The sequence below is a fragment of the Polynucleobacter sp. Latsch14-2 genome (assembly GCF_018881925.1).
GTDB lineage: Bacteria > Pseudomonadota > Gammaproteobacteria > Burkholderiales > Burkholderiaceae > Polynucleobacter.
Genome location: NZ_JACVPL010000004.1, coordinates 113,663 through 139,521, shown reverse-complemented (window position 1 = coordinate 139,521; position 25,859 = coordinate 113,663). Strand labels below are relative to the sequence as shown.

The 25,859-nt window shown below is 45.2% G+C and carries 21 protein-coding genes; 12 read left to right on the top strand and 9 right to left on the bottom strand.

Going from position 1 to position 25,859, the window contains the following annotated elements; translation table 11 throughout:
- Positions 1 to 13: 13 nt before the first annotated feature.
- A complete protein-coding gene (locus ICN46_RS05770) occupies positions 14 to 910 on the top strand; it encodes an alpha/beta fold hydrolase (RefSeq protein WP_216205834.1) in 897 nt (298 codons plus the stop codon).
- Here ICN46_RS05770 and ppk2 read toward each other — a convergent pair.
- Positions 907 to 1,689 (bottom strand): polyphosphate kinase 2, encoded by a 783-nt coding sequence (gene ppk2 / locus ICN46_RS05765; RefSeq protein ID WP_216205831.1) that lies wholly within the window; start codon positions 1,687 to 1,689, stop codon positions 907 to 909. The two genes, ICN46_RS05770 and ppk2, sit on opposite strands and share 4 nt — an antisense overlap.
- A 13-nt stretch (positions 1,690 to 1,702) precedes the next feature.
- A complete protein-coding gene (locus ICN46_RS05760) occupies positions 1,703 to 1,984 on the bottom strand; it encodes a serine/threonine protein kinase (protein ID WP_216205828.1) in 282 nt (93 codons plus the stop codon).
- Between the two features lie 144 nt (positions 1,985 to 2,128).
- On the opposite strand from ICN46_RS05760, the gene ICN46_RS05755 reads away from it, so the two are divergent.
- The gene (locus ICN46_RS05755) at positions 2,129 to 3,316 is read left to right on the top strand and encodes an MFS transporter (RefSeq protein WP_216205825.1); all 1,188 of its coding nucleotides are present in this window, start codon (positions 2,129 to 2,131) and stop codon (positions 3,314 to 3,316) included.
- A 56-nt stretch (positions 3,317 to 3,372) separates the two neighbouring features.
- On the opposite strand, the gene ICN46_RS05750 is transcribed toward ICN46_RS05755, so the two are convergent.
- From ICN46_RS05750 to wrbA, 4 genes are all read right to left on the bottom strand, one after another.
- A complete protein-coding gene (locus tag ICN46_RS05750; protein WP_216205822.1) occupies positions 3,373 to 3,561 on the bottom strand; it encodes a hypothetical protein in 189 nt (62 codons plus the stop codon).
- A gap of 91 nt (positions 3,562 to 3,652) precedes the next feature.
- A complete protein-coding gene (locus tag ICN46_RS05745) occupies positions 3,653 to 5,071 on the bottom strand; it encodes an FAD-binding oxidoreductase (protein ID WP_216205819.1) in 1,419 nt (472 codons plus the stop codon).
- A gap of 11 nt (positions 5,072 to 5,082) precedes the next feature.
- On the bottom strand, positions 5,083 to 5,487 hold the full coding sequence (locus ICN46_RS05740) for a DUF2069 domain-containing protein (RefSeq protein ID WP_255538761.1): 405 nt from the start codon (positions 5,485 to 5,487) through the stop codon (positions 5,083 to 5,085).
- Positions 5,488 to 5,493: 6 nt separating this feature from the next.
- A complete protein-coding gene (wrbA, locus tag ICN46_RS05735; RefSeq protein WP_216205817.1) occupies positions 5,494 to 6,096 on the bottom strand; it encodes an NAD(P)H:quinone oxidoreductase in 603 nt (200 codons plus the stop codon).
- Positions 6,097 to 6,118: 22 nt separating this feature from the next.
- Here wrbA and ICN46_RS05730 point away from each other — a divergent pair, with 22 nt between their 5' ends.
- From ICN46_RS05730 to ICN46_RS05715, 4 genes are all read left to right on the top strand, one after another.
- The gene (locus ICN46_RS05730; protein WP_216205814.1) at positions 6,119 to 6,967 is read left to right on the top strand and encodes a YihY family inner membrane protein; all 849 of its coding nucleotides are present in this window, start codon (positions 6,119 to 6,121) and stop codon (positions 6,965 to 6,967) included.
- Between the two features lie 76 nt (positions 6,968 to 7,043).
- Positions 7,044 to 7,499, top strand: a complete 456-nt coding sequence (locus ICN46_RS05725; RefSeq protein WP_216205811.1) for a CBS domain-containing protein — start codon at positions 7,044 to 7,046, stop codon at positions 7,497 to 7,499.
- A gap of 60 nt (positions 7,500 to 7,559) precedes the next feature.
- Positions 7,560 to 8,675, top strand: coding sequence for a chorismate synthase (aroC, locus tag ICN46_RS05720; RefSeq protein ID WP_216205809.1), 1,116 nt, complete (start codon positions 7,560 to 7,562; stop codon positions 8,673 to 8,675).
- A 17-nt stretch (positions 8,676 to 8,692) separates the two neighbouring features.
- Complete coding sequence (locus tag ICN46_RS05715) at positions 8,693 to 9,850, top strand: MFS transporter (RefSeq protein WP_216205806.1); 1,158 nt, start codon at positions 8,693 to 8,695, stop codon at positions 9,848 to 9,850.
- Positions 9,851 to 9,872: 22 nt separating this feature from the next.
- Here the strand turns inward: ICN46_RS05715 and ICN46_RS05710 are convergent, their stop codons facing one another.
- Entirely contained in the window at positions 9,873 to 11,543 is a 1,671-nt protein-coding gene (locus ICN46_RS05710) for an electron transfer flavoprotein-ubiquinone oxidoreductase (RefSeq protein ID WP_216205803.1), read from the bottom strand.
- A gap of 157 nt (positions 11,544 to 11,700) precedes the next feature.
- Between ICN46_RS05710 and ICN46_RS05705 the strand changes: the two genes are divergently transcribed.
- The 6 genes from ICN46_RS05705 (at position 11,701) to ICN46_RS05680 (ending at position 23,348) form a co-directional block, all read left to right on the top strand.
- On the top strand, positions 11,701 to 12,399 hold the full coding sequence (locus ICN46_RS05705) for a CoA transferase subunit A (protein ID WP_216205799.1): 699 nt from the start codon (positions 11,701 to 11,703) through the stop codon (positions 12,397 to 12,399).
- Between the two features lie 45 nt (positions 12,400 to 12,444).
- Positions 12,445 to 13,095: a CoA transferase subunit B gene (locus ICN46_RS05700; RefSeq protein ID WP_216205797.1), complete on the top strand. Its 651-nt coding sequence runs from the start codon at positions 12,445 to 12,447 to the stop codon at positions 13,093 to 13,095.
- A 35-nt stretch (positions 13,096 to 13,130) separates the two neighbouring features.
- Complete coding sequence (locus tag ICN46_RS12135) at positions 13,131 to 14,984, top strand: alpha/beta fold hydrolase (protein ID WP_216205794.1); 1,854 nt, start codon at positions 13,131 to 13,133, stop codon at positions 14,982 to 14,984.
- A 54-nt stretch (positions 14,985 to 15,038) separates the two neighbouring features.
- Positions 15,039 to 17,048: a RelA/SpoT family protein gene (locus ICN46_RS05690; protein WP_216205792.1), complete on the top strand. Its 2,010-nt coding sequence runs from the start codon at positions 15,039 to 15,041 to the stop codon at positions 17,046 to 17,048.
- 333 nt (positions 17,049 to 17,381) lie between these two features.
- Positions 17,382 to 20,060 carry a hypothetical protein gene (locus tag ICN46_RS05685; RefSeq protein WP_216205789.1) on the top strand — a complete coding sequence of 893 codons (2,679 nt, stop codon included), beginning with the start codon at positions 17,382 to 17,384 and terminating at the stop codon, positions 20,058 to 20,060.
- A gap of 3 nt (positions 20,061 to 20,063) precedes the next feature.
- Positions 20,064 to 23,348 (top strand): tyrosine-type recombinase/integrase, encoded by a 3,285-nt coding sequence (locus ICN46_RS05680; RefSeq protein WP_216205787.1) that lies wholly within the window; start codon positions 20,064 to 20,066, stop codon positions 23,346 to 23,348.
- Between the two features lie 365 nt (positions 23,349 to 23,713).
- Here ICN46_RS05680 and ICN46_RS05675 read toward each other — a convergent pair whose 3' ends face one another.
- Positions 23,714 to 24,382 carry a response regulator transcription factor gene (locus tag ICN46_RS05675; RefSeq protein ID WP_216205784.1) on the bottom strand — a complete coding sequence of 223 codons (669 nt, stop codon included), beginning with the start codon at positions 24,380 to 24,382 and terminating at the stop codon, positions 23,714 to 23,716.
- Positions 24,379 to 25,815: a sensor histidine kinase gene (locus ICN46_RS05670; RefSeq protein ID WP_216205781.1), complete on the bottom strand. Its 1,437-nt coding sequence runs from the start codon at positions 25,813 to 25,815 to the stop codon at positions 24,379 to 24,381. The genes ICN46_RS05675 and ICN46_RS05670 overlap by 4 nt, the downstream gene beginning before the upstream one ends.
- Positions 25,816 to 25,859: the final 44 nt, after the last annotated feature.

Genomic DNA, 25,859 nt, shown 5'->3' with positions numbered 1-25,859 from the left:
TATAGAGTTTCTAATGACATTTCACATTCCCGGGTTTGAGGATAAAGAGTTCACTGTAGAGTCCGAAGATGGCCCCATCAATATTGCCTGCCAAACTGGTGGCTCTGGTCCTGCCTTGTTATTGCTTCACGGCTTTCCTCAGACTAAGGCAATTTGGCATCGAGTAGCCCCCGAATTGGCTAAATACTACTCAGTCGTTATGACCGACTTACGAGGCTATGGCGCGTCGTCAAGGCCTCATGGCAAGACGGATCATTCTACTTATTCTAAAAGGTCGATGGCGGCCGATCAGCATGCGCTCATGAAGTTGTTGGGTCATGAACAATTCTTCTTATTAGGTCATGATCGCGGTGGACGTGTTTCACATCGTTTGGCGCTAGATTTTCCACAAAGCGTTCTTAAGTTGATGGTCTTGGATATTTCCCCGACCTTAACCATGTATGCAAACACCACTATGGAATTTGCTCGAGGCTACTGGCATTGGTTTTTCCTGATTCAGCCAGAACCAGTCCCAGAAACGCTGATTGGCGCCGACCCGGAGTACTGGTTGAAGAATCATATGGGCCGCTATGCGGGCACCGGTATTTTCGATCCTGGCTGTTGGGCTGATTATTTGGCTAGTGCAAGTAATCCAGAAGGCATGCATGCGATGTGTGAAGACTATCGCGCTGCTGCCTCCATTGATTTAGTGCATGACCGTGCAGATCGTGCAGTAGGTAAAAAATTATCCATGCCTGTTAGAGTGCTGTGGGGCGAGCACGGCTTAGTCAATAAATGCTTTACGCCAATTGAAGATTGGAAGAGGGTAGCTAGCAATGAGGTGACCGGTCGTCACGTGCCTTCTGGCCACTATATTCCGGAAGAGTGTCCCGCAGAACTTATTGAGGAGGCGAAGACTTTCTTTTCTTAAGGCGCTAACTTAGGAAGCTTGCTGGAGTTAGCTGACCAAGAGACAACAATCTTAGAATCTACTTTCAAGATTTTTTTGTCTTTTTGGGGATAATTCACTCTCGATAGAAGGTCTCGAATCAAATTGAGGTGAGCAAGTTTTTTATCGTTCGCATGAATTACCGTCCAAGGAGCATCTGCGCTATTGGTCTTTTTGAGCATCAGATCACGCGCCGTACTGTAAGTCTTCCAATATTTCTGGGCCTGTTGATCTATTGGGCTAGTCTTCCACTGTTTGAGTGGATCAGTCTCTCGACTCTTTAAGCGCGCAGCTTGTTCATCTTTAGTAATGTCTAGGTAATACTTCAGGATTTGGATGCCAGAACCTACCAGTAAGGCTTCAAAGTCATTCACGGTATTCATGAACTTTTTGTATTGTGTGTCAGTACAAAAGCCCATGACTTTTTCAACGCCAGCTCGGTTGTACCAGCTGCGATTAAAGATGGTGAACTCACCTGCGCTAGGTAGTTCGGCAACATAGCGCTGGAAATACCACTCGCCTTCCTCTCTTGGGGAGGGCTTATTTAGCGCGACAACTCGAGTATCCCTCGGGCTTAAATGTTCAGTGATACGTTTGATAGTGCCATCTTTACCAGCAGTGTCACGACCCTCTAAGATAACCAGGAGCCGCTCACCTTTTTGAATGATATTTTTTTGTAGTTTGACTAATTCAATCTGCAGAAGTTTTAATTGATCCTCATGACTTTTTACTGGCTCAAGGGCCTTGGTAAATTTAGTCATGAGGTGGATTGACTTAAGCTGAGGTTGATGGAGTTGGCGCAACTACTTTTTTAGCTGGCGCTTTCTTTGCTGGAGCCTTTTTCGCTGGAACTTTCTTAGCAGCAACTTTTTTAGCTGGAGCTTTCTTGGCAGCTACTTTTTTAGCGGCAGCCTTCTTCGCCGGAGCTTTTTTTGCAACTACCTTCTTGTCCATCTTATCCAAAGCTTTAGCTAATTTGTCGATCAACTTCTCTCTATCGGATTCCAACTTATCGAGTTTTTTTAGTAACTGTTTAACTAATTTCTTTTGGCTCATGATTATTCCTATATTGAATTGTTATATCTTTGCGTGTAAATACCCGACTCTTTGATCCTATGTTTTATTCTCTTTAGTTTCAAGTGTTTATGACAGTAATCACCGGTTTTTTTCATACTGACTTTTAGTGATACATTGAAAAACATGTGGAAAACCTTACGCTCACTTCCTAGAACAGTTTGGCTCATTGGCCTAATTAGCTTTGTGAATGATTCTGCGAGCGAAATGCTATACCCCTTAATGCCCCTATATTTGACCTCGGTCTTAATGGCGGGTCCTCGCGCACTTGGTATTGTTGAGGGCATTGCAGAAGCAACATCTAGCATCTTCAAGCTGGTTTCTGGTGTGATCGTGGATCGAACCAAAAGATCCAAGCCTTGGATTGTGATTGGCTACTTGTTAGCAGGCATTGGTCGACCCTTGATTGCTCTAGCCAGCTCCTGGACTTGGGTGCTCTTGATTCGGTTTACAGATCGTCTAGGAAAGGGTTTAAGAAGTTCACCCCGCGATGTGTTGCTAGCTGAAAGTGTTCCCACCGACCAAAGAGGCATTACCTTTGGGCTTCATAGATCTATGGATAATGCCGGTGCCGTAGTCGGTCCATTGCTTGCTGCTTTGCTTTTATCCTTAAATGTTCCTTTGCGAGATATCTTTCTTTGGGCAGTCATTCCGGGAGTCATTACGGTAGTGTTAGCCCTTTGCCTCAAAGAGCCGGCAAGAGAAGCTTCTGTGATCCCAAAGAAATTCACATGGAGCATGGAAGGGTTGCCCCCGCAATTGAGACGCTATATTTTTGTTGTCGGCTTATTTGCCCTTGGCAATTCTTCTGACATGTTTTTGTTATTAAGGGCGAGAGATGCTGGCGTGCCGCAGGAGCAAATTCCTTTGCTATGGGCAGCCATTTCTTTGATCACTACCATCTTTGGAACACCACTTTCTGCCTTGTCAGATCGCTTTAGCCGGAAGTACTTTATTTTGATTGCCTGGCTAGCTTTCGCCTTCTTTTATATGGCCATGAGCTTGCCCAATATCTCCATTTGGACGATTTGCCTCTTATTTGGGATTTATGGCTTATTTAAAGCGGCTACAGAAGGTGTTGAGAAGGCGTTGGTTGCTGATATGGCGCCTCTAGGTATGGCTGGGACTGCCTTTGGGTGGTTTAACTTAATTTCTGGGGTAATGCTGTTTCCAGCCTCTTTTATCTTTGGCTGGATTTATGAATCCCATAGTCCGACTTACGCCTTCCTGTTTTCAGGATCGTGCGCGCTATGCGCCTTGGCGCTGCTGGCAACTTGGGTTTTTAGGGCTAATGCGCCCAATCAGACTGCTTGAGTAGCAAACAAAAAACCCTAGATAAATCAATAATCTAGGGTCTGTATTTGAGGTGCTTATTCTGGATGGAAGTTATTGCTAGCCATGAAGCTAATGGTGCGTTCAAAGCCCAAAATGCGGATATAACGCCATGCAATATCACGGTATTTGCTATCTAGATAGCCAATTGCCACTTCAGGATCTGTCTTTTTAGACAAATTAATCTGCTGAATTGACCGAGCCCAACGTTTGAGTCTTGTTGACATATTTGTCACCTCCATGGGCATACAACGCATAGTAAAGAGGGCGAGATGACAAGAATTACAAAATATTTATTAAAAATTCAATAAAACTAGACTAAATCGAGACAACTTTATGGGGGTTGAGGATATTTTGGGGGTCTAAAGCCCTTTTTAAAGTTTTCATGAGCTCATGGGCAACTTCACCTTTATGAGCCCTCAGGCCATCCAATTTAAGTTGTCCGACACCATGTTCCGCCGAAATAGAGCCTTTGCAACGCTCAACTTGAGCATAAATTAGCTCATGGATTGGCTTTTCATTAGCCAAATTGAATGCTTGGGCATCAGATCCCTCTGGCGGCGCAATGTTGTAGTGGAGATTGCCATCCCCCAGGTGGCCAAAATTGATGATTCGAACGCCGGGGTATTTAGCTCTGACCAATTGATCGGTTTCGTAAATAAAGCTTTCAAGGGCGGAAAGGGGGATGGTAATGTCATGCTTAAGGTTGGCACCTTCAGCTGCTTGAGCTAGGGTGATATGTTCGCGCATATGCCAAAAAGAATTGGCCTGACTTAGGTTGCTCGCAATGACAGCGTTGCTAATTATGCCGGCTTCAAAAGCCTCCTCCAAAATCGATTCCAATAATTGACGAACGTGTGCTTCGCTCTCGTGATCGGAGAGCTCAATCAGGATAGTCAACGGCGGATTATTCTGCAGAGGATTTGTCATCTGCGGAAAGTGTTTTTCGTTCAAAGCGAGACTCTCTTGAGTCATCATTTCAAAACCAGTCAGCAGAGATGTTGCGCGCTTTTGAAATAAATTAAGCAGTGCAATAGTCGCGGCAATATCTTCGGTGGCAACAAGGGTGGTCCATTGGGAAATCGGCAATGGATGGAGTTTCATCACTGCAGCTGTAATAATGCCTAGCGTACCTTCTGATCCAATAAATAAATCACGCAGGTCATAGCCAGTGTTATCTTTGCGCAAGCCTTTAAGCCCATTCCAGATTTCACCTTGAGCGGTGACAACTTCAAGGCCTAGGCATAAATCACGAGTATTGCCATAGCGCAATACATTAGTGCCGCCAGCATTCGTGGCAAGATTGCCGCCAATCATGCAACTACCTTCGGCGCCTAAACTCAATGGAAATAAAAAGCCTTCAGATACCGCTCTTTCTTGAACGGCTTGTAGGATGCAGCCAGCTTCCAGACTGATGGTTTGATTGCTTGCATCAATCTCACGAACTTGATTCATGCGCTTTAAGTTCAGCACGACTTGCTTGCCACTAGCATCTGGCGTAGCACCACCACAAAATCCTGTATGACCGCCTTGCGGAACGATTGCGATATTGGCCTTTGCGCACGCCTTCACAATTGCTGCAACTTCTTTGACGTTACCCGGCAATAAGACTGCCAAGGCTTTTCCGGTATAGCGCTTACGCCAGTCGGTCAGGTAGGGCGTGGTGTCGGCTGCTGAAGTGAGAACATAGTTCTTGCCTAAGATAGACTCCAGTTCAGTCAGAAATGTTGGCGACATTGCGTTATGACTTATGAATGTTTTTCGGATTGAGCGCGTTTCTTGGCAAGGCTTTTGGCTTGCGCTTTAATCGGCTTAAGATATATTAATAGGCAGACAAAGGCAGTAGTTGCTAAAAGCGTTTCCAGTAATGCCAGCCAAAAATTAGCACCTGTTTCAGTAATACGAACTAAGCCTTCAGTGATATACAGCAAGATGAGCATGGAAGCCCATTGCATCGTATAGATTTTACCTTTCCAAAGCCCTGGAATTGCGAATAGTAGGAACGCGCCCTTGACGACCAACCATGATCCATTTGGGCGTAGTGGTGAGATAAACCACTCCCAGCAAACACATAATATAAATAAATCAATAAACGCCGCAGTGGCAATAAGTTGATAGGGATTTTTGTCTAAGATTTTTTTGATCATTGCCATCAACAATTATTTCTTAATTAATTTCAGTGCGGCTTGGGCTAAACGTTTGCCCTGCGCTTTTGCGAGTCTTTGCTCTTCGGCGCTAATTGGTGCTCGGCCATCTGCATGGGCGAGATGTGTCACTCCATAGGGGCTCCCCCCCGTACTTGAACTCATCAGGTCTGGCTCACTGTAGGGCAGGCCCATGATCATCATGCCGTGATGCAGAAGGGGGATCATCATCGTGAGGAGGGTGCTTTCTTGCCCACCATGCAGACTGCCCGTGCTTGTGAAAACGCAAGCGGGCTTGCCAATAAGGGCGCCATTGAGCCATTCTGAGGAGCTGCCATCCCAAAAATATTTCATTGGAGCCGCCATATTGCCAAAACGGGTTGGGGAGCCTAAGGCTAGACCGACACACTCCTGCAGGTCGGCATATTCAGCATAAGGAGCCCCCTCTTTTGGTACAGCTTCCTCGCTAGCCTCGCAGACTGCAGAAACTGCAGGAACGGTCCTCAGGCGGGCATTCATGCCTGGAATGCTCTCAATTCCTTCGGCAATCAGGCGCGCCAACTCCTGGGTTGCACCATAGCGGGAGTAGTACAAAACTAAAATATCGTGTTGGCTCATATTCTTCTCTTATGATACGGCGATGCGCCTTTTTCGTAATCCCCAATTATGGCTCTCTCTCGTTAGAGAGATATGGGAGCGCAATCGCGGTCAAAATATTAAGCAAATAGCAGCCAGCCTCTCTTTCACGACTACCTTGTCGCTGGTGCCTATGTTGACTGTCGCCTCTATCCTGATTAGCTATCTACCCAGCGTTGTCCGCATCAAAAACGCCTTTCAGAACTGGCTTCTGGATACCTATATGCCTGGAGGTTTAAATCAGCAGGTTTTTATGTATCTAGACCAATTTTCTTCGAAAGCCAAGGGGTTGACACTTTTGGGTCTACTGGGATTGCTCATCACAACAATCATGACAATGGCGGTGATCGAGGGGGCCTTTAATCAGATTTTTAAGGTTCATAAAAGGCGACCTATTCTTAAAAAAATAGCCATTTATTTTGCTGCCATGGTCTTGGGACCCATTTTTTTAGGTTTTGGTACTTACTTGAGCGGCTTGTTATTGAGCGCCGCGGAGGGTTGGACTGAAGCTTTAACCTTTAGTTTGAGTCTCATTGCAACTGTAGTCCCGGTGTTGTTGGCAATTGGCGTCTACACCTTGGCGTACAAAATTCTGCCTTACGCCCAAATTCTCTGGAGCGATGCTCTGAGTGGGGCATTTTTTGCGGCACTCACTTTTGAATTAATGAAGTTCGGCTTTGGCTTGTTTCTTACCAAAACCGCTTTTTATAAGACTGTTTATGGCGCATTCGCCATCTTCCCCCTCGCATTACTTTGGATCTACCTTACGTGGTGGATTACTTTAGCGGGCGCCGTTCTAGTGGCTAATCTGCCGAGTATTCGAGCTGGTTTTATTAGGGTTATTCGCTACTAATGCCACCATGAAATGCTTGATTCTTAAGGGTCTTGGGAATATATTCAAGTAATAAATACATAATTGCGGGGGCTCAATGAAAGTTCATGACATATTGCGAGTGAAGGGTAGTACGCTATTTACTGTCACTCCAGAAACCCTGCTGCAAAATGCAGTTTTAGTGATGAGCGATCACGACATTGGCTCTTTGATTGTGATGGAGCACGATAAGCTTGCAGGTATTTTGACCTTTCGTGAGGTGATACAGGCGCTAGCGAAGAATCATGGCAAGCTTGATGGCTTACAGGTGCGCTCGGTCATGAATCAAAATCCCTTGACCTGCAACATGGAGACCGAGATCGATGAGGTTCGCCGCATGATGCTTGTAGACCATGCCCGTTATTTGCCGGTGATTGATCAAAAGATGCTGATGGGTGTCATTTCTTTTTATGACGTTGCCAAGTCGGTGGTTGAAGCCCAAGATTTTGAGAACACAATGCTCAAAGCCTATATCCGGGATTGGCCCGAAGATACGCAAAAAGCCCCCAACTAGAACCTCTATCCCTTATTCGCAGACTTACCCAATCCTGCCGACAGATGACATAATGTCGATATGTCAGGAAATACTTTAGGCCTTCTCTTTACCGTCACTACTTTTGGCGAATCCCATGGTCCCGCGATCGGTGCCGTTGTTGACGGTTGCCCCCCTGGAATGTTGTTATCTGAAGTCGACCTGCAGATAGACTTAGATCGTCGCAAGCCGGGTACCTCACGACATGTGACTCAGCGCAAAGAGGAGGACAGAGTCGAGATATTGTCTGGGATCTATGAAGGTAGAACCACTGGTGCTCCTATCGCTTTATTAATACGTAATACAGATCAACGCAGTCAGGACTACGGTAATATTTTGCAAACCTTCCGACCTGGCCATGCTGACTACACTTATCACCACAAGTATGGTTTGCGTGATCCACGTGGAGGTGGTCGCTCGTCGGCTCGTTTAACTGCGCCCGTGGTAGCTGCGGCGGCCATAGCGAAGAAGTGGTTACACGAACAATACGGCACAGAGTTTTATGGATTCATGAGTCAGCTTGGTGAAATTGAGATTCCCTTTAAAGATACAACTCAAATTGAGTGCAATCCATTTTTTGCAGCTAACGCAGAGATTATTCCTGAGCTTGAGTCCTATATGGATAGTTTGCGCAAAGCGGGTGACTCTTGCGGTGCAAGGATTGAAGTCCGTGCGCGCAATGTTCCGGTGGGTTTGGGAGAGCCACTTTTTGACAAATTGGATGCTGATATTGCTCATGCCATGATGGGCATCAATGCTGTTAAAGGTGTTGAAATTGGCGCAGGCTTTGGTTGCGTTCTCCAGCGCGGTAGCGAGCATGGTGATGAACTGTATCCAGATGGTTTTGCCACTAATAATGCCGGTGGCACATTGGGTGGTATCAGCAGTGGCCAAGACCTGAAAGTCTCAATTGCAATCAAACCGACATCGAGCATCCTGAGTCCTAAGCAATCGATCGATTTGGACGGCAAGCCTATTACAGTTCAGACTAAGGGTAGACATGACCCTTGCGTGGGCATTAGAGCCACCCCAATTGCTGAAGCAATGTTAGCGTTGGTTTTGATGGATCATGCATTGCGTCATCGTGCTCAGTGTGGAGATGTCGCTTTAACCGTCGCGCCAATACCAGCCGCTCGTCCTGGATCACAGTCGGATTAAATCACCTCACTCAGCAAATGACACCTTCAGTACGGTGGGCCTTCGGGTCCTTTTTCTTTTTATATTTCGCTTATGTTGGCTTAGTATCCCCTTACGCTAGTTTATTTTTCCTAGAGCGTGGTTTTAACGTGATTGAGATATCAGTGTTGATGTCGATGCTGCAAATTACGCGTATCGTTGGCCCATTTTCGTGGGGATGGCTATCGGATTATTTATCTAATCGCGTCGGTATTATTCGGTTCTGTGCTTTTTTAGCAGCGCTCGTTTTTGTTTGCATTTTCTTCCTGCATACATACATCGCTTTTTTTGTATGGATGTTTGTCTTGCATACCATCTTGAGTAGTTTGATGCCTCTCGGTGAATCAGCAACGGTGCATGCTTTATTTAAAGATAATTCATTTGATAAACGCTATGGGCGTTTACGTCTTTGGGGCTCGGTTGGATTTATTGCGATGGTGCTAGTTGCTGGAGAGCTTTTCCAGCGTAAGGGGGTTGAACTCTATCCATATGTTGGCATGATTGTTCTGACCTTATTGGCCTTCATCACATTGCTCTTGCACGAGCCCAAGATGGAGCGTCGCAAGATGGTGAAAGGCGAACTCTTAGTTGTTCTCTTTAATCCAGATGTACGGTGGTTCTTGCTTTCGGGCTTCTTCATGATTTTTGCCCACGCCGCACTTTATGTTTTCTATTCTTTGTATCTATCAAATCTGGGGTACAACAAATTCCAAATTGGTTTATTTTGGGCATTAGGCGTGCTTGCGGAAGTGATCTTTTTTTACTTCCAGAGTAAGGTTTTGAGCCGTCTTGACGCCGAGGTAGTATTGCAAGCATCTTTTGGGGTAGGGGTAGTACGCTTTGCCTTGATTGCGCTTTATCCGATCACACCCGTTTTAATCTTTGCGCAAATTTTGCATGCGGGAACCTTTGCCGCACACCATAGCGCCGCCACTAAATTGCTACAACGCTGGTTTACTGGACCGCTACAGGCTAGAGGGCAAGCTCTCTTGGCGACAATTTCTTATGGACTTGGCGGTACTTTGGGCGGTCTTTGTGCTGGTTGGATTTGGGATGCATTTCAACCGCGCGATGTATTTGTGATGTCATCCTTAGCCTGTGGTTTGGCAGGCATGGCAATTCAAAAATTACGACCGCGCAGTTACCCGTCGCGTTAATACCTTTAGCAACTTCAACTAGTTACATTCCAGCGTAATTTGGCCCGCCACCACCTTCGGGTGTAACCCAAACAATATTTTGACTCGGATCTTTAATGTCACAGGTTTTGCAATGCACGCAATTTTGTGAATTGATCTGCAATCTAGCCTTGCCATCCTCTTCAATAAACTCGTAAACACCTGCCGGGCAGTAACGTTGTTCTGGTCCTGCGTAAGTTTTGAGATTAAGGTTTACGGGTACTGATGCGTCCTTGAGCGTCAGATGAATCGGCTGATTCTCGGCATGATTGGTGTTGGATATAAATACCGATGAAAGACGATCAAAAGTAATCTTGCCATCGGGCTTTGGATAGTTGATCGGCTGATGCTGCGAGGCTGGTTCCAGGCACTCATGGTCAGCATGTTTGAGGTGGATAGTCCAAGGCATGTGACCACCTAAGAGTTTTTGTTCTATACCCACCATCACTGTGCCTGCATAAAGGCCTTTAGACATCCATGGTTTGAAGTTGCGTGCTTGGTTCAGTTCAGTGTGTAACCAGCTATTTTGAAACGCCGTGGGATATGCCGAGAGCATATCGTTAGCGCGATTCTCATGGATGGCTGCAATGGCTGCTTCAGCTGCGAGCATGCCAGTTTTAATGGCCGCATGACTACCCTTGATACGGGAAGCATTTAAATACCCCGCGTCGCAGCCAATTAGCGCGCCGCCAGGAAAAATGGTTTTGGGTAGGCTGTTTAAGCCGCCGGCAGTTAATGCGCGGGCACCATAAGCAATCCGCTTGCCGCCTTCAAAAGTTTCTCGAATCTTTGGGTGCAACTTGTAGCGTTGAAATTCTTCAAAGGGAGAGAGATAAGGGTTTTTATAGGACAGGCCCACAACGAGGCCAACAGCTACCTTGTTATCACCCAAGTGATAAAGGAAGGAGCCCCCATAGGTATCGCTCTCCAGTGGCCAGCCAGCGGTATGCACGACTAAGCCAGGTTTGCTTTTAGATGGTTCAACTTCCCAGAGTTCTTTAATACCAATGCCATAGCTTTGGGGATCTGCATCCTTGTCCAGTGAGAAGCGGGAGATGAGCTGCTTGCCTAGGTGTCCGCGCGATCCTTCGGCAAATAAAGTGTATTTACCACGCAGCTCCATGCCCAATTGGAATTGATCGGTAGGCTGACCTTCTTTATCCAAGCCCATTGATCCAGTGATAACTCCGCACACAGCACCTTGCTCGTTGAATAGAATCTCTGCCGCAGAAAAGCCCGGAAAAATTTCCACGCCCAAGTTTTCAGCTTGTTGCCCTAGCCAGCGGGTGACATTGGCCAGGCTCACAATGTAATTACCTTCATTCTTAAAACAATGCGGGAGCATCCAGTTGGGAACCTGATAAGACTTTTTAGGAGTTAAAAAAAGAAATTGATCCTTTGTGACTTCCGTATCCAACGGAGCGCCTAATTCTTTCCAATTGGGAAAGAGCTCTGACAGTGCTTTAGGGTCCATGACGGCACCCGACAGAATATGGGCGCCAATCTCCGAGCCTTTTTCTAGAACGCAGACACTGATTTCTTTGCCGGAGGCATTCGCAAGTTGTTTTGCCTTAATGGCTGCGGAAAGGCCGGCTGGACCACCGCCAACTATGACTAGATCGAAGTCCATAGACTCTCGGGGTCCAAATTGCTCTAGAAGGTCTTGGGGATTCATACAAATTCTCCGAAAAATCTCAAATTTAGGGCTATGACTTCTGATAGTTTAGTTCTAAGCATGGAAATTCTATCTTGCGCCACTCAAGAGTAGCCTCTAAGGCTTATGGCGTTATGATTGCTCTTTTACACTTTTGGCAATATTTAGGACTAAAGCTATGAATAAAACCTACCCATCGGCAGTGGATGCTTTAAGGGATATTTTGAAGGATGGCCAGAAACTTGCAGTCGGCGGTTTTGGCCTTTGTGGAATTCCTGAGGCCTTGATTCAGGCAGTCAAGGATTTAGGCGCGCAAAATTTGACCGCTATTGCTAATAATGCAGGCGTCGATGGCTTTGGTCTGGGTATTTTGCTCAATTCGCGTCAGGTTAAAAAGATGGTCGCGTCTTATGTAGGCGAGAACAAGGAATTTGAGCGTCAGTTTTTGGCGGGCGAGTTGGAATTGGAATTCACACCCCAAGGTACTTTGGCTGAAAAATTACGCGCAGGTGGTTGCGGCATTCCCGCCTTCTTCACCAAGACGGGTGTAGGTACTTTGGTTGCTGAGGGTAAAGAGGAGAAAGAATTCGATGGGGAGCGCTACATTATGGAGCGAGCAATTGTGTCCGACATCTCCTTGGTGAAGGCGTGGAAAGCTGATAAGTCTGGCAATCTTATCTACCGCTACACCGCTCGAAACTTTAACCCTGTAGTCGCGATGGCCGGCAAGATTACCGTTGCTGAAGTTGAAGAAATTGTGGAGAACGGCGAGTTGGATCCAGATCAGATTCATACGCCAGGTATTTATGTTCATCGCTTAGTTCTGAATGCGACCCCAGAGAAGCGTATTGAGCAACGTACCTTGTCTGCAGTCTAATCACTGCATCCACACACTGACAGAAATATATTTAGGAAGATCGATATGCCTTGGAATAGAGAAGAGATGGCAGCACGTGCTGCTAAAGAATTAAAAGATGGCTACTACGTTAACTTGGGAATTGGAATGCCAACATTAGTTGCCAATCACGTTCCAAAGAATATGGAAGTTTGGCTGCAATCTGAGAATGGCTTATTGGGCATTGGCCCGTTTCCAACGGAGGCAACAATTGATGCCGATCTGATTAATGCGGGTAAACAAACCATTACAACCTTGCCTGGTTCATCGATTTTTTCTTCTGCGGATTCATTTGGCATGATTCGTGGTGGAAAAATTAACATCGCCATTTTGGGCGCAATGCAAGTGAGTGAGTTCGGTGATTTAGCTAACTGGATGATTCCAGGAAAAATGGTTAAAGGCATGGGCGGTGCAATGGATCTCGTTGCCGGTGTTAAGCATGTGGTTGTATTGATGGAGCATGTTGCCAAGAAAAAAGATGGGACTGAAGAGCTGAAAATTTTGCCTAAATGCACTTTGCCTCTGACTGGTTTGGGTGTTATTAGCCAAATCATTACTGACCTTTGTGTCTTGGATGTCAGTTCTAAGGGTTTGAAATTGGTTGAGTTGGCTCCAGGCGTCACCAAAGAAGAGGTGATCGCTAAAACGGGTGCCCCTGTTGATACAGCAGGTTTCTAACTACAGTCATCATTTAGTGAAATAATGGGATCACCATGTCTGGATCCCATCATTCTCACTCTCCAAAGCCTGCACACTCCCAACTAAATTCGGGGGGTGACCCTTCTTTGCATGCCCATAAAAAGGGTGATGCTAAGCATTCCCATAGCAAGGAAGTGTCCAACCAGAACCTTTTGCTGATAGCGTTGATCCTGACGCTGAGCTTCTCTGGAGTTGAGGGCGCTGCTGCTTACTTTGCAGGTTCTTTAGCGTTGATCTCTGATGCTGGTCATATGGTGACCGATGCAGCCGCTTTAGGTCTTGCGCTCCTAGCGCAAATCATTTCTAGGCGACCACCTTCCCCTAAGCATTCATTTGGTTTTGGTCGCGCAGAAGCTCTCGCTGCTTTTGTCAACGGTATTGTGATGCTGGTATTGGTGGCTTGGATTGTTTTTGAGGCGATTAGCCGTTTCTATACGCCGCACACAGTCGATGGACTTACGGTAACGGTTGTTGCCGCCATCGGTTTGTTGATGAATATCGTGGTTGCTTGGGTTTTATCTCGTGACAAAAAGAGTGTTAATACCAGGGCTGCATTAGTCCATGTGATGGGTGACCTGCTCGGCTCAGTAGCCGCCTTGCTCGCCGGCCTCGTTATACAGTTGACTGGGTGGATGCCAATCGATGCCATCCTTTCCATTTTGGTCTCCTTATTGATTCTGAAGTCTACCTTTAGCATCCTGCACGAGTCTTATCACTTCCTCATGGAGGGCGTACCACTTCATATTGACTACTTGCAAGTGGGTCGTGACTTGAAAAAAGTCCCTGGTGTCCTTGCGGTGCACGATCTTCACGTTTGGGAAATGACACCAAGCTTTCCCGCCTTGATTGGCCATATTGAAATTAAAGATATGCAAGAGTGGCCCGACATCATGTCGCGCATTAATCTGATGTTGCTCGATCAGCATGGGATTGATCATGTAACCTTGCAACCCGAAGTGGCGGGGGAGCATGAGCATGAACAAACCTCAAACTCAGAGTTAGCAGTGCAGCATCAGGGTGACACTTTCTTTGTGAATTGCAAGAATAGTGATGGCATGCATCGAATGGCTTATCGCGCCTGGGGAGATCCAACTAATTCAAAAGTATTAATTTGTGTACATGGCCTCACGCGGCGCGGCAGTGATTTCAAAATCCTCGCGCAAGCAATGTGCAAAGACTATTACGTAGTTTGTCCTGATGTGGTCGGCAGGGGTGATTCTGAGCGCCTACCAAACCCGATGATGTATGCCATTCCGCAGTATGTTGCTGACATGACCACTCTAGTAAAACACTTGGGTGTTTCCCGGGTGGATTGGCTGGGCACTTCAATGGGTGGTTTGATTGGCATGATCTATGCCTCGATGCCAAATTCTCCAATACGCCGTATGTTGATCAATGATGTTGGTCCGCGCATAGAGCCTGAATCAATTAAGCGTCTCGGGTCTTATGTGGGTCAACCCTTTTCTTTTGCAAACCGCGCTGACGCACTGAACCGCTTGAATGCAATTTGCTCCACCTTTGGTGAGCATACCCCCGAGGAGTGGGAGATTTATAACGGGCCTATGCTCATCCAAAAAAATGGCATGTGGGAGATGCATTATGACCCAGACATCTCTGTACCATTTGCCTCTGTAAATCCAATCATGGCCAAGGCGGGTGAGATGGCGATGTGGCATGCATTTAAACAAATCCACATTCCGATGTTGATAGTACGGGGTGCCAACTCAGATCTTTTATCCGCGCAAACAGTTGTAGAAATGTGCAAAGTTAATTCATATGCTAGAAGCATTGAAATACCCAATGTCGGTCATGCGCCAGCATTTGTGAAGACTGAGCAAATTGCACTAGCAAAAGAATTCTTTAGTTAAGTAATTCTTCATGTTTTTCTAGGCGAGTATTCATCCGAAAATCTGTCTTAACTAATGGCAAACTCACTTCAGAAATTTAAAATCATAGATGGCTGGTATGGTGAGCCTGCCGAAAGTCACGCCTCTGGGGTTTTGCGGATATTAGAAATGCTTCATCTAGACCAGGCGACATTAACGGCCGCTATAAATATTGCGCGTACTCATGGGAAGGAGGCGCTCATTAAACTCATTGGTGATGAGTCAGCTAAGTTGCTTATTGGGTATCGAGGTCTTCGACAAGCTCAGGCTAAATTGGTGCGCGATGATGGTGGCCTCAGTGTTGCTGGTCAGGAAGAGATGTTACGCAAAATGCTTTTGGCCTTTGGTGATGATTTGCGTGTGGTCTTGATTTATTTAGCCTCACGTTTGCAAACGCTTCGATGGGTAACTCAGGAAAAGTTGGAAATGCCTGCAGCTTGGGCGCAAGAGATTCTGGATATTGATGCCTCATTGGCCAACCGACTTGGTATTTGGCAGATGAAGTGGGAGATGGAGGATTTAGCCTTTCGTACTTTGTCACCCAAAACATATCGTGATATTGCCAATATGTTGGATGCCAAGCGCATCGAGCGAGAGGTCTTTATTGAGCAGATTGTATTGCGCTTAAAACAAGAACTTCAGAATGCTGACATTGATGGTGAGGTTTTGGGTCGACCAAAACATATTTATAGCATCTGGAAAAAGATGCAGGGTAAGTCTTTGGATTTTGCTAACCTCTATGATGTGAGAGCGTTTCGCGTATTGGTTGCAGATATTAAGTCCTGCTATGCTATTTTGGGCTTAGTGCACAACGCTTGGCAGCCCGTACCTCGCGAGTTTGATGACTACATCGCAAGACCTAAGCCCAATGGCTATCAATCCTTACACACTGTTGTTATGGATGAGAATGGCACTGCCTTTGAGATTCAGGTGCGCACCCAAGAGATGCATCAGCAGGCTGAATTTGGGCTGGCTGCGCACTGGCGTTACAAAGAGGGCGCCTATGCTGGTGTTACTACACCCCCTAAAAATGCCAATCTACATCCAAGCCATCAAGCAGGCACTCATAGTGCTGAGGTTGCTTATGAAAGACAAATTGCTTGGGCAAGGCAACTCATTTCTTGGAAAGAGGATGCCTGGGATCAACTTAAGCATCATGAGATTGATGATCATATTTATGTGCTGACACCTTTGGGAAAAGTAATTTCACTCGAAAAGGGTTCTTCCCCTATTGATTTTGCTTATGCAGTACACACTGACTTAGGACATCGTTGTCGTGGTGCTCGAGTCGATGGCGCGATGGTTACACTAGATACGCCACTGCAAAATGGTCAGACAGTTGAAATTATTACCGTCAAACATGGCGGACCATCGCGGGATTGGATTAGCCCTGAGCGCAACTATTTGCGCTCTCAAAGGGCTCGCACACGCGTGCGTGCCTGGTTTAATGCTCTAGACGACGAAGAGACTGCGGCGCATGCAAAGTCTGCAGACCTCAAGTCAGAGTTAAAGTCGGAAGTAAGGCCACCATCTTCTGCTGAAATCGTGTTACGCCAAAGCAGCCGTAAGCAGACTCAGGGGGGTGATGTGCTGGTCGTTGGTGTCGACTCTTTGTTGACGCAATTAGCTCGTTGCTGCCGCCCGGTCCCCCCTGATCCGATTGCAGGTTTTATTACACAGGGTCGTGGGGTATCGATCCACCGCCGCGCTTGTAAGACTTTCAGGGGTTTATTAGAAAGAGCCCCAGAACGGGTAATTCAGACGGCATGGAATCAGACTGCTGCTACGCTAAACCCCAAAGAAGATTCCCAACGTGTATTTCCAGCTGATTTAGCTATTAGCGCTCTAGACCGACCTGAGTTGATGCGCGAGTTATTTGAGGTGCTGACCAGACAGGGCGTGCACGTGATTGATTTGCGAAAATCTGCCAAACGAGGAGTGGCCCAGATCCTCTTTACGGTTGAGATTAGGGACTCGGAGGCCTTGCGCTTGGTCCAAAATAGCCTAGAAGAGCTCAAAGGCGTTACTCAAGTACGCCGCCGGTGATAAACTCTTGGTCTTAATAGGCTCGTAGCTCAGCTGGTTGAGCACCACCTTGACATAGTCAGCGAAATTTTTACTGAACTCACGAAAGCCATATAAACAAAGGGCTTCATCGTTCCAGACCTTTTGGTATCCGACAAAAACGTAAATAAATTCTACAAAAATAATCCAAAATTTTTAAAATTTATATGTGATAAAGTGAACACCACTTCACCTTCAGATTGATACTCAAGTTCCAGGCAAACCACTTCGTTTTACAAGCAATCAAGTCCATATTGAAGTGTCGGTTACACGCCTAGAATTTCCTATAGCTACACCGTTTGCAAGTTCCTATAGGTGACTTCGCACAATAAAGTGCCTAGTGTCAGCGCTCCTAGTTCTAATAGACTTAAAGAAGATCATCGCCTTGAGCTCATCAAGGCAGCTAAAGCTACTCCTAATTTTGAAAAATTGCATGAAGACGTATCGCAAATTTTAGATATTCCCAGCTCAATGGTGGGGCTCTGGCAGATTGTTTCGAACCTTCCTGAGATTTTGACAGCAGCCCATCGATGGGCAAATAAGAGGGATGAGAGCTTAGGCAATAGCTTAGATTTAATTCAAAAATGGCTAAATGCCGTCACCCAGATCCCTCTGGATTCAGCGCTGCGCCAGGTACCAATAATGGGTAAGGTGAGTGCGGACAAAAGTAAAAATAAGAACGTTAAAGGCTCCTCATTTCATGGAACCTTAGAGGATCACCCTGTCTGGGCGGTTCTATGGAACTCTGCGGTAGGAAATGATGGCCTGCCTGAGAAGTCCAAACATGATGCTTATCGAAGCCTTCAGGGGCTCCTACTGGCATCCTTTAATAGCCGTCCGTATCGAAATTCAGATGATGTTGATTTGCAGCGCTATGTTGAGGCTGGCCTTCTTTTGCGTAAGATTCAGAAACCCGAGCGAAGCGGTGAACTATTGCGCTGGTCTCGAATTGGTGCAACTTTCGCAGCTGCCCATGATTATTTTGCTCAAATGCATCGTGATAGTGCGCATGACAATCAGGGATATGGGGCGCTTGCAGATCTTATAAGTGATGCCTATGGCTCCAAAAGACCTTCGGTTTTTAAAGATCGACCCCTGGGATCCGGCAAGGGCAGAAAAAAACCCAAAATAGATGAGGATCCACCAGAAGTTTTTAGCAAAAAGTACGTGGTAGTTCGGGATGAGCCCCCCGAGGACTTTAGTGAAAGGGATTTTGAATTTCCATTTATTGTTGTTAAGGGAGATATCCCGCCTCCCAGAATTGTGTCGATTGCTCCTGATGAGGAAGAGCTTAAAGAAATTTGGGAGTCCGGGCATCATCCCGGCGAATTCACCATCCCCGATGAGATTTTGTTCCCAGCCGAGGAATTTTTTGATCCCCCGGATATTCCTGGAGAAAAAGGCAAGTTACCGCCACTTGCCTCCATTTACGCAGCCGCTCATGGAAGATATAAGGGGATGCTGATGTCGGCACAGGCGTTTAAGACTCGTCTTAAGCGCCCCCATGTCGCTCTTATGGTGAAATTTCTCAACATTTTGGAGGGTCTAGCGCTTACCTATAAAACCCCTCCGGCTGGCAAAGAGGCGGAATATAAATTAATTCGAGAAACAGTAAAGCTGTGTGCGGTTGCGATTGTGACTGGATCTCGATTACGGGATGCAGCGCAATTAGTCGGCTTTAATACTATAGAAGGCCTGCCAGAGGATTGGACGCTTGCCTATTCATCCTCACTTAATGGTGTGTGGTTACGCCCATACTTGCCGCCTGTAAGAGATCCCCGCACTCTAGAAATTTTTGGCAAGCAGATGTTGATCCATCCCCGCCTCGGTTTTTCAGATATTTGGGGTATTGGCAAAGGTCTCCCCAGCAAGCCAAATGACAAATGGTTCGAGCGCGATCTTGCGGAATATGAGCAATTATTCAATGAAGTTATACGAGAAAAGCTCCTGAATGCGGGCATTTCCAAATTTTGGGCAAATCACGACCGAATTGGTGATCTCATCCCATTGTGGTTTCATGGATTAGAGGAGCGGGAGTTACTGCGTAACTGCGCCATTTTCGGTAGAGCTTCGAACCAGGCCGACACTCAAAGACACTACGTTGCTTTAGATCGCGAAGTACTAAATCAATATTACTGCAATGCAATGAGTCAGCTCTGGTATGAAATGACCAAAGTTGGGTTGATAACGAGTGGGCTTTTTTCTTTGCAGCACGAAAGATCGGTTATTCCCGAATCTCTGACAGGAAATGATTTTTCCCCTAAACCAGAAAATATCAAATTGATCTTAGCCAAGTTGCAAGCGCAAATTGAGGAGCACAGCGCATCCAGCCCTTATGAGCACCACAACTTGGTAGCAGCCTATATTGGAATAGTCTTGGGGATCGCAACTGGATTTCGAGATGTCCGCACCCCGATCTTAGATTTAACCTTAATCGACCGCGAAACAGGTTTTATGTCGATGCAAGAAAAGGACACGGATGATGCTAGTCATGCTCGCTTAGTCTGGATTCCTCCCCAAGTGCAGATATGTGTTGACCGATATTTAGAGCACCTTAAAAGGCTTTGGACGCTACTTCCAGAAAATGAGCCAAAGGTGTTGCTGGTAAAGGCTACTAAAAATCGGGATCGACAAGGAATGGGGGTTAAAGAGTTCACGCTTTCACTGGAAAAAACGCTCTTCTTTTTTGAGGAGAGAAAAGAAGGGTGGTTTGCCAAAGAGTTTTCTGGCTTTTCCCATCAGGCCATTTTAAATGGCGTGAGCAAAAATATTTGGGCTATTTCCAATACCGGCCGCCACTATGCTGCAACCAGCTTCTTTAATGCCAAAGGCAGTCATGCCACGATCAACAGTACTTTTTTGGGCCATTGGGGTCTAGGTGAATCCGCCTGGCTGCCCGATTCAGGATTTGATCCTTACCAATTTCGCCAAGCAATAGAGCCAATTATTAGGGCTATGCTTGCTGAAATTGAATTTAAGCCGATTCGGTTTTAGACAATGCAAACGGTTTCTGAAAATCCTGCTCCAAAGCTTAAGGCGCCTCCATTACCGCAGGATGCTAATATTTGGATTGGCTGGTCTCATTTATTTACTCCCGAGCCATTTCGGGACTTGGCTAAATCACACATTACCGAGACCGCATTAAAAGTAGGGGAGATTCCCGCTACCCATCTATGGCTATTTGAGTGTATTTATTTGACTAGCCCACAGATTCTTTCTGCAGTAGGTCTTAATAAGTTTCATGTGGATCCTATCGGGCTTGATGCGCTTCTCGCAACCATTCGGGAGCTTGCCCCGCCAAAAAGAGGGTTTGCAATTAGTAGACGATTTTTGGAAGTGATTGAGGCTGGAAATAATTCTGAGCGGTTTGATATGGCTATTCCGTATCTTCCCATTCCAATGTTCGATGATCCTGCATCGCCATTTATTCATAAGAATATGGAGCACTTAGCAAAAGTACATCCCTTCATAACCGCTTTTCATCAATCGCTTGAAGATAATTCAGAATTACATCTTCATGCGCAGTGGGGTAGGGTCATACTCTCGGCGATGATTAATGGGGCTTTAATTCAGACGAGTTTTCTAAAGGCTTTGCCAGGGTCTTTATTAACGGCAGAGTCCGATTTGCGTTGGCTGGTCTTATTGCCAGGTGATGGCAAAAAAGACTCGGGACCGATAGTCCCTAGGCGCTGGTTTCCTGATCCGCTTACTCGTTTACTGTTGGCAAACATGAGGCCAGCCTCTTTGATTGAAATATCACATCTTGGGAGAAGGCAGTCAGAGCAGATTTATTTTTTAATTTTGGCTTACGCAAAGGAAAGAGGTTTTCAGCTGCTATTGCCAACAACAATCGGCAAGATTTTACTGGGACTCAAAACCCGCCTTCATTTACACCTTCCTCCTTGGCTAGTCAGCTACGCCAACAATGATTTTTCTAGCGTTTCCCTGCCAGACTGGTCTTGGCATCGTTTCAATAATGCCCCGACTGAAATGGTGGAAATACTCACCAAGCGTCCGTCACTCGGGCCGGAGCGCCGACCCCGAGAGGAGCATGGGGACCCCGAAGAAAATGATGTGCAGGACAAAGCCACCTGGCCTTTGCAGTTAAGGAGTCTAGGCGCGGCAATTCTGGCCAATGAGGGTGACCTACTAAAACGGGTGGGTCGCTGGCAAAAAGAAGATGCGCTCAATCGATTGCCTAGCGTTAGTCTGCTCGGGGAATGGCTATCAGAGCACGTTCTTAAAAAAGTAAGGGGGCGACATCCCTTGAGTAAACATACTATTTACAAAAATCTTAACTGTATTGGAGGTCGCTTGGTTGGACAGTTGGGGGAAATGGATTTAACTCAACTGGGAAGCGAGACTGCCTACATTGAAATCTACAGAAACGCACTTGATAACACTCCATCGATAGGTGCACGCCGAACGGTAGCGCATTCCTTGAAATCGCTTCATGAGTATTTAGTCGAAAAATATAAAGTAGCCGAAATTGATGAGAGTGGCATCTTCAATGTATCGGGAGCAAGTCAAGGCATGGTCGATGCCAATATAGTGAGCGTCGATACTTTTTATAGGACGATGAAGTTTCTTAATAGTGATGCCAAAAAAAGAGTTGGCAAAAGGGTTGCTGAGCAACTTGCAAAGATTGCCGAACTAGGATTTTTTGGTGGTCTGCGACGATCAGAGGTTGTTGGGTTAACACTAGGTGATCTTGAAGTTGTTGCTAAAGATTTGGATAAAGGGTCTCTCCCTGATGCCTGGCTTGAGGTTGCTGATAATGCACTCAGAAATCTAAAGACAAAAGCAGGACATCGACTAATACCGCTAACTATTTTGGCTCCTGAGGGGGTGCTTACGAGGCTCTTGAAATGGTATTCCACTAGAATTAAAGAGGAGGCTGGTAACTTAGGTGCGTATTTATTTCCCGATTTCGTAAAAGAGGGCAAAGCCAATCCTAAGGATCAACGTTTAGATTTAATTACCAATGCATTGCAAAAGATGGCAGATGATGAAACTTTGCGCTTTCATCATCTGCGCCACAGTTTTGCCACTCGCCTAGCATTTGAAATGTGGTTAGCTGATCAACCGCTAGAGAGAAATTATCTGCCAAAATGGTTTATGCCTGCAAAGCATAATAAGAAGCGCTTTACGCCATTTATACTAAAAGATCTGCGTCGTGGAATGCTTGGCGATGCCCAGACTAATCGCCGATCGATGTTACAAGTTAGCTTATTGATGGGGCATACCGATCTAATTATTACTTTGGGTTCCTATATCCATTTATCAGATTTTATTTTGGGCAGAATGGTCTACCGCATCGCTCCAAAACTTAGTGATAAAGCTCTACAAGCTTTGAGCAGCTACTCAGAGTCACACCTTGTCCTCCTATCAAAAAAAATTGAGAAGTATGAGAATTCGCAGTATATAAACGGTGAACTGCTTGACCGTATAACTGACCGCGCCGTATTAAAGGGAAGCCACGCTGTTAAGGTCGTCGAAACGCTCGGTATTGATTATCAAGTTCCAACTCCCGTCATTTCACCAAAAGGGGGCTTGGAGAGGTTGCAACATATTGCCAATGCATTGAATTCATTGACTAGCGCCTCTGCGGTTAATGATCAAAGGTTTGATCAGGTTGCGTTTGAATTTGGTTTGTCAAAAGCAGATCTAGAAAAATGGTTTTCTAAACAAAAAACATTGCCTGCTACTTTATTTAATCTAAATCCGGCTTCAACGAAGGGCTCCCAATTGCCACGGGGGGAGATTGATTTACTTGCGGGGGATGCCCACATCTCCTTTGCAAAAAAGACATTTCAAGTATTAAGTGCTCTCTACAGTAAGCGAACGGAGGGTTCCGTCAGAGATCTCACAACTCAAAAACACGTTCGTGATTTTCTCGATAAATATCCTGAAATCGCAGATTCCGGATCTTATTTATCTGTTCAAACAAGCTCCCTTGCAGATGCTAAAAAATGGCTTTGGTTTATTAATGAAATGGGAATGTCGCAGGCGGTCGTGATTAATCATGACAGCACCAAGGTCGCCAATAGCTCTTCTCAAAAAATTCAAATTGCCTATTGGAAAAAAGGTTTAAATTGCGAGCAGATTACTGATTCTGGAGTAACGACTTTAGAGGCTGCTCGAGGGCGAGTTCAGATCGATCTGAAGTTGAGTGCCATCACTAATCCCAAGGAGAAATATACAAAAGTAACTGCTTTGTATGGGGTTAGATTTGTGCTGGCAATGATTTCAGTAGTTGGGCCATCTTTGCTATTGGAATAGTAGACATTTGAAATCCTTTGAGCATATGGAATTCTGATGAGAAAAATCAGGCATCCCATTTATATGATTGATGCCCCCAAAGACTCACTCGCCTAAATAATTTTCATTATTGTTGATATGACTAATGTATTGATGCTCGGCATGCCCCATCAATTGTGTGTATTTGCTTATTGTTAAAACAGCTTTAAGGCCTATTTACACATTGCGGTCAAAGGAACCACTTGTAATTATTTAAAGGGGCCGGCCATTGCGATCCAAAAGAAGGGCGTAACTCATATTCGGCGACTCCTTTTCAAACCATTGCAGACACTCTAAAGAGGCTATTTTTAGGGGATTGACCGGCCGAGTCCGGCCAATAGGTGACCTTAATCCTGATGACCAGTTTTAGTACTGACTAAAGCAGAAATTGATTGGCGATGCTCATCACAAAATAATGCTAGTTCAACCAGAGTGTTGAGATTAAGTTTATTTTTTAAGAAATTCCTGTACATCTTTACGGTGCTTAAAGATATGCCCAACATATGCGCCACTTCCGCTTGCTTATGTCCTTTTCCAAGTAAAAGTAAGACTTGCGCTTCTCTACTGGTAATGGGGGGTGGGGTATCAGTATTTTTGCCTACCGAAGAGCCTGATGAATCTTCATCCTTTATTTCTGCTATTTCGGTGAATAGGGATTTAAGTGTTGAGCTAATTTGTGCAGCGCTAAATGGTTTCAGAACAAAGTCAACAGCGCCCCCATGCCAGGCTTCAATTATGTCAGCTTGGTTTGCATTGCCGCTCATAAAAATAATGGGGTGGATAACCTTCATCAGCTGAAGTTGACTCAATAGCTCCATGCCATTCATATCTGGCATTTGCAAATCAAGCAAAATACAAGTTGGAGGGCCATTTTCAAACTCGAGTTGGTTTATTGCTGCCAATATTGACTTAGCTGAATCAAAGCATTGCACTTCATAATCATAAGAGAGCCATTCAAATAAACCACGTCTTACCTCTTTGTCGTCATCAACAACTAAAACTCTGCAATTTTTCATGATTTAACTTGGGATAAGGGGATGGCAATAGTGAAATTTGCACCTCCACCGGAGTTGTTCGATGCAGCAATAGTACCCTTATGTTTATCTATGATGGTTTTAGAGAGCCACAAGCCAATTCCAAGTCCAGATGCTTTTGAGGATTTATAGAGCTCAAAAATGATTGGTAAGAGCTCACCCCTTATGCCGATACCCGTATCTTGAATAGATACCATCGCATTTTTATCATCTTGCCATATAGAAATGGTGATTTCTTTATTGGGTAAGTTAGCTTCAGAAATCGATTCAATAGAATTATTCAAGAGATTAATTAGTACTTGCTGAATCTGAATTGGATCTGCATCAACAATTGGATGCGATTGATAATTTTTCGTTAAGGTAATTTTTGGAGATTGAAGATTAAAATTTAGGATTTCAATAAGCTCTTCAGTAATACTGGCCAGATCAACAGAAGCTAATTGGCTATTCTGAGATTTGAAAAGTTGCCTTAAGTTTTTGACTAAAACAGATAGCCTGTTGATTTGAGAGCCGATGTTATCGAGTGATCTTATAGACTTCGTATTCTCAGATGAGTTAACAAGACCTCTTTTTATGGCCTCTGTTTGGAGGGCGATGCTTGTTAGCGGCTGACTTAGCTCATGCGAGAGTGAAGATGCAAGAGCGCTAACACCGATCATTCGATTGGAGTTAATAAGATTTTGTAGCAATTGTTCTTTTTCATTGATTAAGTTATAGAGATTCTTATTTAAAAAATTAATGCCCGTAGTGCCTTTGCTAATCCAACTTATCCTTAGTGACTGGTAGGTAATGAAGCGAAATACATTTAATGTTAAGTAGATGGCAAAAAATATAACAATTGGATTTGTGACATTGGGATTTCTAGGTGCAATAGGGTCAGAGGTAAAAAAGCTGATAAAGCGTATCAAGGATATAAAACCCACCCCAATTTGCAAATAGGAAATCAATTTCAGAAATTGGTTTCCTTTCAAGTCCAAATCAATGCTTGTTCTGCAAACATAAGCTGCAATGAACGCAAGCAAAGCTGAGAGACTACACTGAAATGCGATTGGTGAAGTGGCGCCTAAATGAACTCGGGCATATTCCATAAAGATGCAATAAATTGCACTGAGGAAAATTAAAAGATACAGCTTTGTAAATTTCACCTTTCGATCAAGTCCATAGATGCTAAAAATCAGCACAATTTCAGAAGTGATGACTAGAAAATTGGATAGAAAAAATAGCCATGGCACAGCGTAACTTGGATCTTGTCTGGCTAGAAAATTAAGACCGACAACTCCGAGCATTAATACTTCTACCGCAAGGAAGAGCATTGCAGAAGTATCAAACTTCCCTCTAAATGTGAAGTAAATGGTTGCTGCTGTACCAACAGTAATGAAGCTATAGATGATGATCAGTACGCTAATAGGTTGCATATGAACATCCCCCTTTTTTAGCGCTTATTTTTAATTTAGTTGGC